The sequence below is a fragment of the Coraliomargarita algicola genome, from assembly GCF_033878955.1.
Lineage (GTDB): Bacteria > Verrucomicrobiota > Verrucomicrobiia > Opitutales > Coraliomargaritaceae > Thalassobacterium > Thalassobacterium algicola.
On sequence record NZ_CP138858.1, the window covers coordinates 2029356 to 2044708 of the forward strand.

16 protein-coding genes and 1 other RNA gene are annotated in these 15353 nt (G+C 54.1%); 15 read left to right on the forward strand and 2 right to left on the reverse strand.

The window, feature by feature from the left end:
* The first annotated feature begins 93 nt into the window (after positions 1–93).
* The 10 genes from elbB (at position 94) to SH580_RS07915 (ending at position 8657) form a co-directional block, all read left to right on the forward strand.
* Positions 94–753, forward strand: coding sequence for an isoprenoid biosynthesis glyoxalase ElbB (gene elbB, locus SH580_RS07870; RefSeq protein WP_345786257.1), 660 nt, complete (start codon positions 94–96; stop codon positions 751–753).
* Between the two features lie 111 nt (positions 754–864).
* A complete protein-coding gene (rpmF, locus tag SH580_RS07875; protein WP_308949272.1) occupies positions 865–1044 on the forward strand; it encodes a 50S ribosomal protein L32 in 180 nt (59 codons plus the stop codon).
* A 40-nt stretch (positions 1045–1084) separates the two neighbouring features.
* Positions 1085–2128, forward strand: a complete 1044-nt coding sequence (plsX, locus tag SH580_RS07880; RefSeq protein ID WP_319834464.1) for a phosphate acyltransferase PlsX — start codon at positions 1085–1087, stop codon at positions 2126–2128.
* A 72-nt stretch (positions 2129–2200) separates the two neighbouring features.
* On the forward strand, positions 2201–3199 hold the full coding sequence (locus SH580_RS07885) for a beta-ketoacyl-ACP synthase III (RefSeq protein ID WP_319834465.1): 999 nt from the start codon (positions 2201–2203) through the stop codon (positions 3197–3199).
* Positions 3200–3215: 16 nt separating this feature from the next.
* A complete protein-coding gene (bamD, locus tag SH580_RS07890; RefSeq protein ID WP_319834466.1) occupies positions 3216–4241 on the forward strand; it encodes an outer membrane protein assembly factor BamD in 1026 nt (341 codons plus the stop codon).
* 42 nt (positions 4242–4283) lie between these two features.
* Positions 4284–4865, forward strand: a complete 582-nt coding sequence (lptE, locus tag SH580_RS07895; RefSeq protein ID WP_319834467.1) for an LPS assembly lipoprotein LptE — start codon at positions 4284–4286, stop codon at positions 4863–4865.
* 175 nt (positions 4866–5040) lie between these two features.
* Positions 5041–6366, forward strand: a complete 1326-nt coding sequence (locus SH580_RS07900) for a hypothetical protein (RefSeq protein ID WP_319834468.1) — start codon at positions 5041–5043, stop codon at positions 6364–6366.
* Between the two features lie 58 nt (positions 6367–6424).
* Entirely contained in the window at positions 6425–6949 is a 525-nt protein-coding gene (locus tag SH580_RS07905; RefSeq protein WP_319834469.1) for an FMN-binding protein, read from the forward strand.
* On the forward strand, positions 6946–7704 hold the full coding sequence (locus SH580_RS07910; RefSeq protein WP_319834470.1) for a PepSY domain-containing protein: 759 nt from the start codon (positions 6946–6948) through the stop codon (positions 7702–7704). Before SH580_RS07905 ends, SH580_RS07910 begins: the two co-directional genes overlap by 4 nt.
* A complete protein-coding gene (locus SH580_RS07915; RefSeq protein ID WP_319834471.1) occupies positions 7704–8657 on the forward strand; it encodes an FAD:protein FMN transferase in 954 nt (317 codons plus the stop codon). Before SH580_RS07910 ends, SH580_RS07915 begins: the two co-directional genes overlap by 1 nt.
* 215 nt (positions 8658–8872) lie before the next feature.
* Here SH580_RS07915 and SH580_RS07920 read toward each other — a convergent pair whose 3' ends face one another.
* On the reverse strand, positions 8873–9793 hold the full coding sequence (locus SH580_RS07920) for a phosphatidylserine decarboxylase (protein ID WP_319834472.1): 921 nt from the start codon (positions 9791–9793) through the stop codon (positions 8873–8875).
* Between the two features lie 13 nt (positions 9794–9806).
* A complete protein-coding gene (locus SH580_RS07925; RefSeq protein ID WP_319834473.1) occupies positions 9807–11150 on the reverse strand; it encodes a voltage-gated chloride channel family protein in 1344 nt (447 codons plus the stop codon).
* Between the two features lie 114 nt (positions 11151–11264).
* Between SH580_RS07925 and mgtE the strand changes: the two genes are divergently transcribed.
* The 5 genes from mgtE to ssrA all read left to right on the forward strand — a co-directional run bounded on the left by mgtE (position 11265) and on the right by ssrA (position 15248).
* Positions 11265–12635: a magnesium transporter gene (gene mgtE, locus SH580_RS07930; RefSeq protein ID WP_319834474.1), complete on the forward strand. Its 1371-nt coding sequence runs from the start codon at positions 11265–11267 to the stop codon at positions 12633–12635.
* Between the two features lie 170 nt (positions 12636–12805).
* On the forward strand, positions 12806–12964 hold the full coding sequence (locus SH580_RS07935) for a small basic protein (RefSeq protein WP_319834475.1): 159 nt from the start codon (positions 12806–12808) through the stop codon (positions 12962–12964).
* 195 nt (positions 12965–13159) lie between these two features.
* Complete coding sequence (locus SH580_RS07940; RefSeq protein ID WP_319834476.1) at positions 13160–14119, forward strand: hypothetical protein; 960 nt, start codon at positions 13160–13162, stop codon at positions 14117–14119.
* A gap of 138 nt (positions 14120–14257) precedes the next feature.
* Positions 14258–14710 carry a type II secretion system protein gene (locus tag SH580_RS07945; RefSeq protein WP_319834477.1) on the forward strand — a complete coding sequence of 151 codons (453 nt, stop codon included), beginning with the start codon at positions 14258–14260 and terminating at the stop codon, positions 14708–14710.
* Positions 14711–14902: 192 nt separating this feature from the next.
* Positions 14903–15248: a transfer-messenger RNA gene (ssrA, locus tag SH580_RS07950) on the forward strand.
* Positions 15249–15353: the final 105 nt, after the last annotated feature.

Sequence of the window (15353 nt, forward strand, 5' to 3'; positions counted from 1 at the left end):
AATCGGACAAAATATCGCGCAAGAGGCAACCCCGCAAAAAAAATTCCTATTTCCAGAATTGCAGGAATGCGCCGAATATCTATCGATGTGCGCATGAAAACCAAGGTTGCTCTTATACTCTCAGGCTGTGGCGTTTATGACGGTGCCGAAATCCATGAATCCGTACTCACACTCTTGGCACTGGCCAAGGCCGGGACACAGACAAGCTGCATCGCGCCCGACATCACCCAACGCCACGTAATCGACCATGCCACAGGAGAAGAGCTCGAAGACGAAGACCGCAATGTGATGTCCGAAGCGGCACGTATCTCGCGCGGCGAGATTCTACCACTCGACAATATCAAAGCGGAAAATTACGACGCATTTATCTATGTAGGTGGCTTTGGCGTGGCTAAAAACCTCTCTAGTTACGCCTTCGACGGAGCGGACTACGATGTGGACCCAGCCGTCATCGACCTCATTCAAGCGGCTCACGAAGCCGGAAAAGCTCAGGGCTTCATGTGCATCGCCCCCGTATTGGCCGCACGCGCGCTGGGAGAAAAGCATGTGCAACTCACAATCGGCAACGACCCCGACACCGCCGCAGCACTCGTCGCCAAAGGTGCTCAGCACATCGCCTGCCCAGTCGACTCCATCGTAGTGGACGAAGCCAACCGCGTAGTCAGCACACCGGCGTATATGCTCGCAAAATCAATCACGGAAGCGGAGAGTGGGATCAACCAACTCGTCACCGCAGTGCTTAAATTCTGCTAGCCACGTGAAATTTATGCAGATTGAGTACTTGACGACGCGTCTTTGAAACCTTTAATCCGCGCATTCCAAACGAGCCTAGCTCTAAAACATTTAATCTAAGACACACATCCCATGGGACAGCCAAAACGCAAACAATCCAAGCAACGCAGCCGTAAACGCCGCGGAGCCACTACTTTCGCACTGCCACAATTGTCAAAAGACTCTCAAGATGGCACACTGTTCCGCCCACACCGCGTGAACCCTGCCAACGGCATGTATCGTGGCCGCCAGGTGCTCGACGTCGAAGTCTAAGCACTCGGACGCCTCATAACTTTCTAATTTGACTTCCTATATGGGCGCACCCGGCGGTAAATGCACCATCGCGGTCGACACCATGGGGAGCGACCTCGGGCCCACGGAATTTATCCGTGGGCTTTTGTATGCAACTGAAGAGCTCGATCTCGACTGCAACTTTACCCTAGTCGGTAAAGGCCGTCTGATCGAACGCTTGTTAAAGGTCCGCAAGTCCTCAATCGACCCAGCCAGAATCAATATCCATCACGCCAGCGAAGTCGTCGGCATGGATGAAAAACCGATTCAGGCACTGCGAAAGAAAAAAGACTCTTCGATGTCGCAAGCCATCGAGCAACTACGTGACGGCAAAGCCGACGCGGTCGTCAGCTGCGGCAACACGGGCGCACTGATGGCTGGTGGCACTCTGCGACTGCGCCCACTGGACGGTGTCGATCGGCCCGCGCTCGGCATTATTATTCCCAGCAAGCGTAAGCCCTTTGTGCTGATCGATGTCGGTGCAAATCCCGAGTCGACTGCGCTCAACCTCGTACAGAATGCAGTATTGGGTGCCAACTACGCCAAGGCCGCACTCGGCTGCGCCAGCCCACGTGTCGCCCTACTCACCATTGGCACCGAAGAAGGCAAGGGCAACAGCCTGATCAACGCCACCCACACGGATCTACAGAAAATCCATGGCAAAGTGATCAACTATGTAGGCCCCATCGAAGGCTTCCAGCTATTCGATGGCGACGTGGATGTAGTCGTTTGCGACGGCTTCGTCGGCAATATCGTTTTAAAATCCAGCGAAGCGCTATTCGGCTTCATCGGAGCCACCATCAAAGAAGAACTGGTGCGCAATCCCAAACGTATACTCGGTGCCGCGCTCTCCAAGTCAGCCTTCCGCGACATGAAAGTGCGCCTCAGCCCCGACCAGCACGCGGGCGCCCCACTACTGGGGCTCAAAGGTAACATTTTGAAATCGCACGGCTCCTCCAATTATATTGCAATTGCCAATGCTTTAAGGATCGCCCGCGAGGTGGTGATGCATGATATGATTGACTCAATCGGTTCAGATATCAATCAAGTGAGTGACCTGATCTAAACTTTCTGCCGCTGCGCTACAGCAGAGCGGCAGATTCAAATACGATCGTTCACGTAGAATCCAATTTTTTCAATGTCTCAGCCTACTCAATCCGTTATCATTACCGGCACAGGTGCGTATGCACCCGATCATATAGTGACCAATGATGATATGGCCAAAATCGTGGAGACGTCGGACGAATGGATTCGCACGCGCTCCGGCATCAGTGAGCGCCGCTTTGCTGCCAAAGACGAAACCACCAGCGACATGGCGCAGCTGGCCGCGGAAAAAGCAATCGCCGCCGCTGGCATCGACCGCAACGAGATCGACCTCATCATCGTTGCCACCATGACGCCGGACATGCCCTTTCCTTCGACCGCATGCTTACTCCAAAGCAAGCTCGGACTCAACAACATCACTGCCTTCGACATACAGGCAGCCTGCTCTGGTTTTATTTACGCACTCAACACCGGCTCCAATATGCTGCGCTCCGGTGCTTATAAAAAAGCCCTCATCATCGGTGCCGAAAAAATGAGCTCGATCTTAGACTTTGAAGACCGCACCACTTGCGTGCTCTTCGGCGATGGTGCCAGCGCAGTCATTTTAGAGACCTCAGAGACTGCTGCCGTGGGCGTACTCGACACGATCACTGGTTCCGACGGGTCCGATCCCAGCCTGCTCTACCAAGCCGCTGGCGGCTCCGCAATTCCCGCAAGTGTCGAATCTATCAACGCACGCCAGCACTTCATCAAGATGAACGGCAAGGAGATATTCAAGCTCGCCGTCCGCGTCATGGGCCAAGTGAGCCAAGATGTGCTGGAGCGTAACGACTACAGCACCGACCAAGTCGACCTGCTCATTCCACACCAGGCCAACATGCGTATCATCGACAGCCTCGCCAAACGAATGAAGCTGCCGATGGAACAATTTCACAACAATCTTGACCGCTATGGGAACACCTCCGGTGCATCTGTCGGGATCGCCCTGGACGAAGCCTTCCGCAATGGCCGCATAAAGTCCGGCGACTTAGTGCTACTGGTCGCCTTCGGGGCAGGCTTGACCTGGGGAGCCTCACTGATCAAATGGCAGTAATCTGGCACTAAACAATATGCAACGCAACGCTTTCACTCTTCTCGCAATCTGGTTTCTCCTCCTCTCCTCCTTACAAGTTGAAGCAGGACTCAATCCATTCAGCTGGTTCGCAGGCGACGACGAGGAAGACGTCATCGCACTTAAAATTGCCAGTCCCGCCGATGAAGCCGCAGCCGCCTCGCTACTGGAGACTGGCATGGCCAAACTAGAAGACGGCAACACAGGCTCCGCCAACCGCACCTTCAAGAAAATCATCAAAAAATATTCGACTGCCAAAGCCGCAGCCGATGCCCGCTACTATCGCGGACAAATTCTCACCACCAAAGGCAAATGGGTGAAAGCCTTTGCCAGCTTCCAGGAAGTCATCTCTAAACACCCCAACTACGAAAGCTTCGACCAAGTGATCGGCGCACAATTTGAATGCGCGACCGCACTCATGGAAGGTGCCCGCGGACGCATCCTATGGATCATTCCAGGCTTTAGACAATATGGCGAAGCCACCCGCGAATTTGAACAAATCGTTCGCAACGCCCCCTACAGCGATTATGCACCGCTCTCGTTGATGAACATCGCGATCGTCTCGGAAATGCAAGAAAAGCCCGAAGATGCCATTGATGCGCTCGATCGCTTGATCAACTACTACCCACAGAGCATGCTCGCCCCCGACGCCTACTATAACATGGCCGAGACCTACTCGAACCTCGTCAAAGGCGCTCAATACGACCAAGGCTCCACCCGCCAAGCCATCAGTTACTACGAAGATTTCCTGATCCTCTTCCCCAAGAGTAACTACCTGGGCGAGGTCGAAAGTAATCTGGCCGCGATGGAAGATCTACTGGCCCGTAGTCGACTCAGCCTGGGTGACTTCTTCTATAATTTCCGCTCCAACAACACCGCGGCACTGGTCTTTTACAACGAAACCATCACCATCGCCCCCGAATCCGAAGCGGCTGCAGAAGCACGCCTCCGCATCGCCGACATCGAAGCAGGCGTCAAGCCGACATCCGGCGCCAGTATCCTGCGCAAGATCCTGACAGACTAATCAACATAAATACCGGCGGCCCCAGTCCACTTAGCTTAAATCATGAAGATGCTCCCAAACGCCCTCCGCACCCCCCTGCTCGCTATGCTCACCGTGCTGGCCGCGATCCTGATTAGCGGTTGTCAATCCTATCAATGGGGCAACCCGGCGGAGCTCCCCTTCAAGTCGATCTACATCAAACCTGTCTCCAACGACAGCTTCGCACCACAAGCACAAGCACTACTCAGCGGACAGATACGGGATGCCTTCATTCGTGATGGACGCACCCTGCTCGTCACCAGCGAAGAAGACGCCGATGCGGTACTACTGGTCAATCTGACCAACTACAAACGAAGAGCCGCGGCCCTCAGTAGTCAAGATACCGCCACCGCTGCCGATTTTGATCTCACACTCGTGGCCGAGCTCTCTCTATATAACCAAAATCAAGGGGATTACTTTTTTGAAGGACGCGTCATCGAAGAAACTTCCAACGCCTACGTCAACAACCCCTACCTGGCGTCCACAGCGACATCCAACACACAGAGCTTCCTCCAATCCGAGGACCAAGCCATGTCACTGCTGACCCGCGATCTCGCTCGAAGAATAAGCAACGAAGTGCTCAGCCCTTGGGAACCCAAGCAGTAATCCCCGTCCAGCGCCCTTTTTAAACGCCGACGCAGGTCGGCGTTTTTTTGTGTAAGCTGCAGTACAAACACGATCAGCAATGTGAATGAGATCCAGTATCAAAGATTATATTGACAGCGAGTAAATTGAGCTATTGGGACTCATCCTCCCGTCAAACAAACCTAACAATAAACAAATGAAAAAACACCCTATCCTCGCGCTGGTCATCCTTGGCCTTGCAGCCTTCGCATCGACGCTGCGTGCAGCTGAAGAAACCACAACCTCCATGCCTTCGCGTGAAGTCATGTGGGAAATGTTGCAGCAACAACAAAAGCAAATCGCCGAACTCACCGCACTGGTAAAGGCCAACCAATCCAGCACAGTCGAAACACGCCTCGAACTCGCGCAGGCCAAAGCAGCCGCCTCCAATGCTCAAGCTGAAGCCAACAACACTCGTAAAGCGCTGGCATCGACTCAAGCTCAGCTCGAAGCCACCACTCTCGCGGTCGAAGAATCTGGCAGCAGCTTCGGATCTGCCGGCTGGTGGGAAAAGACCTCTGTGGGCGGCTACGGCGAACTACATGCAAACTTCTATGAAAATGCGGACAATGAAATCGATTTCCACCGCTTCGTACTCTTCGTCAACCATGAGTATAACGACTGGATCACCCTCTATACCGAACTGGAGCTAGAACACTCCCTCGCTGGTGACGGTGCGAGCAAACCAGGTGAAGTGGAACTCGAACAAGCCTTCGTCCGCATGGACTGGACCGAACGCTTCAGCACCGATGCGGGTCTCTTCCTGATGCCTGTTGGCATTACCAATGAAACACACGAGCCCAATACATTCTACGGAGTCGAGCGCAACAACATTGAGTCCCGCATTATCCCCTCCACATGGTGGGAAGCCGGCCTCAAAGGCACCTACCGCTTCAATAACGGCATCGCCGTCGATGCTGGCATCACTTCCGGTCTGGATATGACCACAGATGGCGTCATACGTGGTGCACGTCAAAAAGTCGCTGAGGCCATCAACAACGAAGCTGCCTTCGTCGGTCGTGTAAAATACACCGGCATCGCAGGGCTCGAACTAGGCGCTTCAGCCTTCTATCAAGATGAAATGAAACAATCCGTAGGCGGCGATGTTTCCGGTCTATTGACAGAAGTCCATGCCGACTACAGCTATCAAAACTTCCGTCTGCGTGCCCTCTATGCCCGTTGGGACTTAAGCGGCACCATCGACGCCGATGCCGAAAATCAATACGGCTTCTACATCGAGCCCTCCTACCGCTGGCAAGTGAGTGAAAAATATGGCGAGCTCGGCGTCTACTTCCGCTACAGCAACTACGAGTATTACACAGGCACGCTGCTCAGCGAAAACGACATTTACGAGCTCGGCCTCAACTACTGGCCACACCCGAATGTCGTCTTCAAAGCCGACTTACAAGAAATATCCGAGTCCGACCAGTACAGCGCCAATGGCGACACCGTCTTTAACCTAGGCGTCGGCTACCAATTCTAATTGTCAAAACCTTGGCCTGCGCTTGCTCTTTCAGCCAGCGCAGGCCTTTTTGGTATCTATGCACTTTCGCCTCAGTACATTCAGCTTACTCCTCCCCCTGTTCCTAGTGGTCAAGGTCGGCTTGCAAGCGAAAGAGGACATCTACCTGGAGCCTGACAGCTTCATCCAACAGAGCTTCGAAGGCACGCCCGAACAAAAAGTGCTGTGGTTAACGAAAGAAACCAAGGCCCGCATCAAAGCAGTTTTCGGTAGCGACTATCCTGGCCTGCGCATCCGCTACTGGCAACAGGGCCCGCGCACCGCATGGATTCTCGAAGAAATCGGTAAGGTCAAGCCCATCACTACCGGCTTTCTCATCGAAGGCGATGCCATGCTACAAATGCGCGTGCTCATCTATCGCGAAAGTCATGGCTGGGAAGTGCGCTACCCCTTTTTCACCGATCAATTCACAGGGCTGCAATTATCCCCGGAGCAAAAGCTTAATAAGAAGATCGACGGCATCAGCGGCGCCACCCTCTCAGTCAACGCCCTCACCCGCCTCTCAAAACTAGCGCTCTTCCTACACCAGGAGGTAACACAGTGAATTTCCCGCGCAAACGTGTAATCTTAGCCTGGCACCGCTGGATGGGCCTAGTCTCGGCCTTGTTTCTAGTCGTGCTCTCCATCACTGGTCTGGCGCTCAACCATACCGAGCGGCTGGGTTTAGATACGATACAAATCAACAACCGTTTCATCCTCAGTCGCTACGGCATGGCCGCCGGCTCTGAAATCCACGCCTACCGCATCCACGGCTCCCACACCTTGGCACACCTGAATGGACAACTTTTCTACGACGGCCAAGCACTCACTCACGGCGACCTCCCCCTCGGCATCGTCGAAGGCGATCCCATCAGCGTCGTCGCCACTGCCACTCAACTCATTTATCTAAGCGGCGATGGCGAGTTAATCGAGACGATTCACCACAGCCAGCTGCCCTACGATAAACTCATCGCCGTCGGGCGCAGTGGCGACGATCGCCCGGTACTCATCGCTGAAGAGGGATGCTGGAGCCCCGACGCTAATTGGCTCGATTTCGACACGTATCAGGCTGGCTACAATGTGAGCCCACTGATACAAACCGAGCTCAGCGATGCCAGTGCCGCAACAATTCTAGACGCCTTTCAAGGCAGTGGAGTTTCCCTATATCGTGTAATGCTCGATCTACATGCGGGACGCCTATTCGGTTGGGGCGGACGCACACTAATGGATCTAACTGCCATCGCGATCCTACTACTGGTCAGCTCCGGCATCGGCGGTTGGCTGCGCAAATCACGCCGAAAAACACCGTCCATTTCCTGATGCAACGTCGACGCTTCATTCAAATTATGGCGAGCTCCATCGCGGGCTTAGGCCTCGGGCAAACACTTTCTGCACGTTCACTACAGCCCGTGAGTTGGCAAGGCTACGCACTCGGTAGCGAAGGCCAATTTACGCTCTACACAGAGCAGCCCACACAAGCCAGACGCATACTCGACACTTGCTTAGCTGAAATCCGCCACCTCGAATCGCGCTTTAGTCTATACGACAGTCAATCCGAACTCTGTCAGCTCAACCGCAACGGCTCACTCAGCAATCCCGCCCCCGAGTGGCAGCCTCTACTACGCGCGATCGACCAAGCCTACCAACAAACAAACGGTCTATTTGACCCCACAATTCAACCCATTTGGAAGCACTATCAAGCACATTTTGCAGCGCAGCCTCAGGCCACGACTGTGCCCGATGAAGGCACATTACAAGCGGCCCTCGCTCGCACCGGTTGGCAACACGTGCAGCACAATGAGAGCGGCGTCCACTTCAAGCAGCCCAGCATGTCACTCACCCTCAACGGCATCGCCCAAGGCTACATCACCGACCGCATCGCAGAAATCCTACAGGCCGCCGGCTACGGACAAGTACTCATCGAACTGGGTGAGACACGCGGACTGGGACAACATCCAGAGCAACGCCCTTGGCAAATCGGCATCCAAGACGCCAACAACCGCCAAAACATCTACCGAATCGCTGAGCTGGAAAACCAAGCCCTCGCCACCAGTGGTGGCTACGGTAGTCCCTTCTCTCAAGACGGCACATACCACCACCTGATCCACCCGCAGACAGGCCGCCCCACCACACAATGGAAAAGCCTAAGTGTGATTGCCCCCTCCGCCACCCAAGCCGATGCCCTCTCGACCGGACTCTCATTTGCCAGCCCAAGCCAGATCCAGCAATTCCAACAAACACACGACCAAGTCCAAATACTCACACAGGCCTAATAGACGTAGAGTGCGAAGATTGTGAAGCCCCTACAGAAAACACGTCTGCATAGTAATGATTCTGCAAAAATACGTCATCGCCGAATTCGGCCTCAGGTAATGTAAGCAATCAAGTTTCATCGCATGAGTCACACTGCGGCGTACCATGCTCTAGCCATCCATTGCCCCCCTCACCCCACTAAACAAGTTCGGTGTCGTGTTGAACCTTAGAAAGCTTAGTCTGGTCGGACGGCCACACCGCAGCGCTCGCCCATCTTGGCGTACACCTCGCGCCCAGCCGCGGCTTGTTCCAGTAAATCGGCATCGAGCCGTAACGCGCCTGACTGATAGATCGTCGTCACACAGGAGCCACCAAAAGAAAAATAGCCCTTGTCCGCGCCCTTCTGCACCACTCCGGGCTGAAAGGTCGAGTGCATGCCCCCCACACAGGTCGCCCCCACTTCCATCACGATCACTTTGCCAAACTCAGGCGAATCCACCAAGGTGCGCGCACGTCGGTTTTCCCACAAAATCGATAAATTGCGCCGCAAGGCCAAGGGACTCACCGAGCGCAAACTTCCTGCCAGGATGTCCACCGGCCCGGCCTGCCCCGCAACCGGGAAATGATAGCGGTGGTAATCCACTGGACACAGCCGCGAGATCACCATCGAGCCCCCTTCAAACTCACGCGCCAGCGCGGCGTCCCCAACAAAGGCTTCCAAATCAAAACGCTGCCCTTTGATATAAAAACTGTCTGCCAAACTAACATTCTCGATCCCCAGGTGCCTGCCATCGGCTGGGAAAACCGCTACCGCCGGATCGGCATCCACAGGACGCGCGCTCGGCTTCAACTTGCGGTAAAAGAATTCATTAAAACTCGAGTAGCTCTCAACAGAATCCGCAAATTCATCCACATCGACCCCATAGTCCCAAATAAAAGGTGCCACCTTGGCGCGACTCTTCGGGGAATCCATCCGCCAGCCATACCACTTCGAGAACCACAAGCGCTTCACCGCCACCGCTACCGTCAAGCGGCCCAACGGATTCCCATACGCCCAGCGTAAAAAGCCCTCCCCATAGACATCCTCCGTCTCCACTTCGCCACTGTGGCGATTGTAAAACTCGATGGCTGCGTTATATTCTGCGTCCTGACTCATACGGCTGTGCTAATCAATTTTTCCGTCCATAGCGACGGCGCGTGCTTTTAATTTCTCTTAAAGTCGACTCTTCTGGCTCACTGGTGTGAAACTTCGATACAGCCACCCGCTGCGACTGGTAAATCCCCGTGTGCCCACTACAATAATAGGCAACAAAACAAGCGACGGCATAGTACACCGCATTCTCCGCCCCAAACAGCTCGATCCCCATCATGGTGCAAGCCAGCGGCGTATTCGTCGCGCCCGCAAAGACTGCGATAAAACCGAGCCCGGCTAATAAATCCACGGGAGCCCCCAATAGCATCGCCAGCGAGTTCCCCAAGGTGGCACCGATAAAAAACAATGGCGTCACTTCCCCGCCCTTAAAACCTAAGCTCAAGGTAATCGCCGTCAGCAGTAGCTTCCAAAACCAACTAAATGGCTCCGCCCCGCCCGCCGTAAATGCGGATACGATGCTCACCCCCTCCGGATCTGGCGAACGCACCCCCAACCCTAAATAATCATAGCTGCCAATCAGCACACTGATGCCCAACACCAAGAGGCCGCCAATCACCGGTATCAGCCACTTGCGCGCCACCAGTGCCTGCGAAGTGGACTTGAGCCAGTGTGATAACTCCGCAAAGGCATAACTCGCCAGCCCAAAGCAGGCTCCCGCCAGCACAACCTTTAGCAGCAAAACCAGATCCAAAGAAAAGTACCCGATCGCCGCCTTGGCCGAATACGCGATATGATACTGCGTGTGGTGGATGGGAAAGGCATGACAGGTCACATCCGCCAACAAACTCGCGATCAAACAAGGCAACAGGGCATCGTATTTGATCCGCCCGATTGCCAACACTTCTAGCGCAAAGATCGCCCCCGTCACCGGCGTGCCAAAGACCGCACCAAAGCCGGCCGCCATTCCCGACATCAATAAAATGCGCCGATCCTCCCGCGAGAGCCCAAAGCGCTGGCCTAAATACTCCGCAATACTGCCCCCCATTTGCACCGCAGTGCCCTCGCGCCCAGCCGAGCCACCGAAGAGATGCGTCACCACCGTCGTGAGCAAAACCAAGGGCGCCATGCGAAAAGGAATCCCCCCGCCAGGCGCATGAATCTCATCCATGATCAGATTATTGCCCGCCTCTGAGTTTTTGCCCCAGTAGCGATAGAGCGCGTAAATGCCGACTCCTGCCAGCGGCAACAGCCAAATCAACCACATGTGCGCCTGCCGTGTCTGCGTCGCCTGCTCCAATAGCCATAGAAATAAGGCCACCATCGCCCCCACCGACACCGCCACCGGCACCACTAAAAGCGACCACCACACGACATGCCGCGCGATCCGAAACGGCTCAAAACTATGTCCTGCATTCGCCATTGTTAAAATAAAGCGCAGACTCGGCTTTTTCGTACTGTTTCGGCATTTTGCATATATATTGCTTGGCGGGAATCACGCCCCCTGTAAAGCCTACCATTTCACACCTTTTTTCTTATGACCGACACGATGACCGAATTTGACAGCATTCTCGAGGCACTCCACCAAGCAATCGAGAAGACCGACGCCGCCGCCGCAATCAAGACGCTGCAACAAGCCGATCACGATGAAACTGCCAAACTAATCGACCGTCTGTCCGCCGAAGATCGCCAGGCCCTCTTCGGCCTGCTCACACCGGAACAAGGTGCCGAAGTCCTCGAACGCGTCTACTACTTTCAAGGTGCCGACATCATCGAAGAACTCTCGGCCGAAGTCGCCGCCCCCTTCGTGGCTGAACTCGATAGCGACGACCGCGCCGACCTGATGAACGAGCTCGATCAGGCCGACTCCGAGGCGATTCTGGAAGAACTCGACGAAGATCTCGCCCACGAAACACGCCGTTTCATGGCCTACCCCGATGGCACCGCCGGCGCCATTATGTACAGCGAGTTCGTCTCCTTTCAGGCCGATATGACGGTTGAAGAAATCCTAAACGACATCCAAACCAACCGTAAAAAATACATCGAGTTCGGCGTCCAATACGCCTACGTGCTCAGCCAGGACAAACAACTCCTCGGCGTCCTGCCCGTGCGCAACCTACTCTTCGCCAGCCGCAGCCAACAGGCCAGCGAGATCATGATTCCCAACCCCACCACCGTGCACGCCTACGACACAATCGAGGAGCTGGAAGACATTTTCGAAGAGCACAACTACCTCGGCCTACCCGTCATCAACAAAGACGGCTGCCTCATCGGCATCATCGACCGCGAATCCACCACCGAAGCGCTGCAAGAAGCCGCCACCGAAGATCTGCTCAAATTCCAGGGCTTGATGGGTAAAGAAGAGCTCCGCTCCATGCCACTCAAAGTCCGCAGCGGGCGCCGCCTCTCCTGGCTCAGTATCAATGTCGTGCTCAACCTCATCTCCGCCAGCGTGATCGCCATGCACCAGGATACCCTCGAAGCCGTCATCGCGCTCGCGGTCTTCCTCCCCATCATTTCCGACATGTCCGGCTGCTCCGGTAATCAGGCCGTCGCCGTCTCCATGCGCGAACTTTCCCTCGAACTCATCAGTCCCAAGGAGTTTCGCCGTGTCTTTTTCAAAGAATCCAGCGTCGGCCTCATCAACGGCGCCTGCCTCGGCCTGCTGATAGGCGGCCTCGCATGGCTGTGGAAAGGCAACGCCGTGCTGGGCCTGGTGGTCGGCACCGCCCTCGCACTCAACACCACCGTCGCCGTCTGCGTAGGCGGCCTAGTCCCCCTCGCACTCAAAGCCTGCCGACAAGACCCCGCACTCGCCTCCGGCCCCATCCTCACCACCGTCACCGATATGTGCGGCTTCATGCTCATCCTAGGCCTCGCCTCCCTGTGCCTCCCGTATTTGGTATAATGGCGGAGGAATGATGATTGATGGTGGATATGTCATAAATCATCAGAAAGCGCAGATCCGCTATCCGCCATCATTCATCCGCCATCTAAAAATTATCCCGATTAGGCCTTGATCTTTGCGAGGTGGGGGCATTTATTCCTCCGCTTTCACTTTTAACAAGGAGTCCTACTATGTCACAACACAACAGTTTCAAAGCCGCCGGTGGTGGTGGTAAAAAGAATCGCACCGTCCTCAAGCGCTTCGAGCGCGTGGACTTGCTCCGCAAGCGCGGACAATGGGAAGACGGCCAACGCGTGATTGGTCTGAAAAAGACCAAGCCCGAAGAATAAGCCCCTCGGTCAACTATTTACAAAAGCCCTTTTCTCTAATTGAAAAGGGCTTTTTTATGCTGCCATATTCTGTTAAAAATCAGTAGTGACATTCCACAGAGCTTTCCCAGTATGCATCAGAGCGTCACCACAAAACTACGGTATATCACCTACTCACTCTAAGCACCTGCACCAGGAAGACCTGTTAATACATCAATGTTACCTTACCTGCACATATTGATTCGCGTAGAAGACGACGGCTCCCTCCACGCGCTAGGTGCATTTACCAGCAAAGAGAAACAGCTCGCCTACCAAAAAGACAGCGGGCTCAAAGACAGCCAGGTGCGGCTCGACTTCTACAACGGCCCCTTCGACGAAGACATCAGCGTCATCTATGCCGGCCACCGCCGCTGGAACATGGACCTGTTTCAACTCGGCGGCTACTTCAAAAGCGAAGGTGAAGCCTGGACCTGGGTGACCCAAGAAGGCTACGTCAGCGTACTACGCATCGACACCACTTACGAAGAAGAAAAAGCACTCCAACAGGACGCACTCGAACGCTACGCCAAACTACAACGTCGCTGGCGCCTCGCCACCTACGAAGAACTCGTCAGCCGGGAAGGTGCCGACAAAGCACGCGCCAACATCAAGCTTCGCTTCTACGAAGACGCCCTCGAGTCCTTCAAACCCAAGACTCGACGCGACCTCCGCGCCCTCTACGCTTTCGCCATTTTAATTCTTTGCCTACCACTAGCCATCTTCTACTTCCTCAGCCGAGGCCCCGAATATGGCGAAAATGTCGACTCCGTCGGATGGCTCCCCAGCTATACCAGCGACATCTCCTACTACCGCTCGAAACAAGTGCAGGTTTTCGAGTTCAAAGTCAGCAGCACAGACTTTAAGCGCTGGGCCGAAAGCCGCGGCATGAGCGTTCGCCGACTCGTGAATAAAGAGATTATCAGCCGCTACAAAGCTTACATCCCCACTCCCAGCAGTCAATCCAGTGCCCCCGCCACTCCAGGCGGCGTCCTAACCGTCGAACAATTTGAGTCCTGGCAAGACGACATCAGCGCTAAAGTAGAGCAAGGGCTCATCGCCGAAAGCCCGCTCAAGGATATTGCCATCTACGATAATCAAACAAAAAAAGCCTACTACGAGTACCTAATTAACTTCTAAAAAAATTGCTAAAAGCAACAAGTACCCCACCAGTTCAACTGTTGAATAGCGCTCCATCCCCCTACACTTGAATCAATACTTTGACACCTGCATGATAGTTTGTAACGTCAGACAAGAAATGAGGAATTTCGGATAATCATGCAGGCGAAACACCCTAGAGCATTTTCATTGATAGAACTTATGGTCGTGGTCACGACCATAGGTATTTTAGCGCTGCTCGCCACCCCGGGCATCCGCAACGCTGTAGAACGCACCGAAGCCACAGTCACAGCAAACGACATACGGATATTCGCCGAGGCCATCGAATTCTACAGTACCGCCGAGGGCAGCTATCCCGAGGCCATGACCTATACACGCATGCCCAACGAGATCGCCAGCTACCTCGCGACTCCATGGAAAAACGGCAGTTACAGTTGGTTTTACGTCAACACAGAGAACTTAACCTATGTGTACGTATACAATTTAAACTTCACAGCTGAACAAGCCGTACGTCTCGACAGCATGATCGACGATGGCAACATTGCCACCGGCGGCATACGGATGGCCTACAACGGCAGCGGCTTAGTTTATTTATTCCGCTATAATCCATAAGATCCCGCACGCCCGGGCATTCAGGGCAAAACAAGAATCGCGCTTGCAATTTTCAAACAAATCGCGAGCTTAAGCGAGTTCTTTGAAAGAAGCATCCGCAAATGCGGACACAATTCTTTCCGTATTAGGCTTTTTAAATTATAGAAGGCCTCATTCATAATTCCTAATTTTAATTCTTAATTGAATATCAAGGGGGGTGTCACGGATTCGACCTTGTGTCGTAGTGCGAGGCTGCATGTCGGAGATGATGGAGGCTCCGTATCAATCCATTACAAAAATTAATTGGCGAAGAACAATTCGCACTTGCTGCTTAATGCGGCAACGTTTCTACCCTGACACCTGCTAAGGAATAGAAGCGTCGACTAGCAGGCATAGCTCGATAAGTTGGCTTCCGCTTATCAGCTGTATTCAGGAAGCCTGGAAACTGAAGAGTCTGCTTAGAGACGCTTCAGCGACGACAACAAATTCTAAGCTAAGCATGTAGATGCCACGTGTGAAAGCACGAGGGACGCGGGTTCGACTCCCGCCACCTCCACCATTTGACCACCCTCGACAGGGCGCGACAGAAGTGGACTATACACCTCACAATCAACAACTTCCAACACACCATTGGAAGTTTTTTTGTGGACAGAGTTCGACACGT

Coding starts and splice junctions, on each gene's coding strand:
- elbB (WP_345786257.1), top strand. CDS start 94: ATGAAAACCAAGGTTGCTCTTATACTCTCAGGCTGTGGCGTTTATGAC.
- rpmF (WP_308949272.1), top strand. CDS start 865: ATGGGACAGCCAAAACGCAAACAATCCAAGCAACGCAGCCGTAAACGC.
- plsX (WP_319834464.1), top strand. CDS start 1,085: ATGGGCGCACCCGGCGGTAAATGCACCATCGCGGTCGACACCATGGGG.
- SH580_RS07885 (WP_319834465.1), top strand. CDS start 2,201: ATGTCTCAGCCTACTCAATCCGTTATCATTACCGGCACAGGTGCGTAT.
- bamD (WP_319834466.1), top strand. CDS start 3,216: ATGCAACGCAACGCTTTCACTCTTCTCGCAATCTGGTTTCTCCTCCTC.
- lptE (WP_319834467.1), top strand. CDS start 4,284: ATGAAGATGCTCCCAAACGCCCTCCGCACCCCCCTGCTCGCTATGCTC.
- SH580_RS07900 (WP_319834468.1), top strand. CDS start 5,041: ATGAAAAAACACCCTATCCTCGCGCTGGTCATCCTTGGCCTTGCAGCC.
- SH580_RS07905 (WP_319834469.1), top strand. CDS start 6,425: ATGCACTTTCGCCTCAGTACATTCAGCTTACTCCTCCCCCTGTTCCTA.
- SH580_RS07915 (WP_319834471.1), top strand. CDS start 7,704: ATGCAACGTCGACGCTTCATTCAAATTATGGCGAGCTCCATCGCGGGC.
- SH580_RS07920 (WP_319834472.1), bottom strand. CDS start 9,793: ATGAGTCAGGACGCAGAATATAACGCAGCCATCGAGTTTTACAATCGC.
- SH580_RS07925 (WP_319834473.1), bottom strand. CDS start 11,150: ATGGCGAATGCAGGACATAGTTTTGAGCCGTTTCGGATCGCGCGGCAT.
- mgtE (WP_319834474.1), top strand. CDS start 11,265: ATGACCGACACGATGACCGAATTTGACAGCATTCTCGAGGCACTCCAC.
- SH580_RS07935 (WP_319834475.1), top strand. CDS start 12,806: ATGTCACAACACAACAGTTTCAAAGCCGCCGGTGGTGGTGGTAAAAAG.
- SH580_RS07940 (WP_319834476.1), top strand. CDS start 13,160: ATGTTACCTTACCTGCACATATTGATTCGCGTAGAAGACGACGGCTCC.
- SH580_RS07945 (WP_319834477.1), top strand. CDS start 14,258: ATGCAGGCGAAACACCCTAGAGCATTTTCATTGATAGAACTTATGGTC.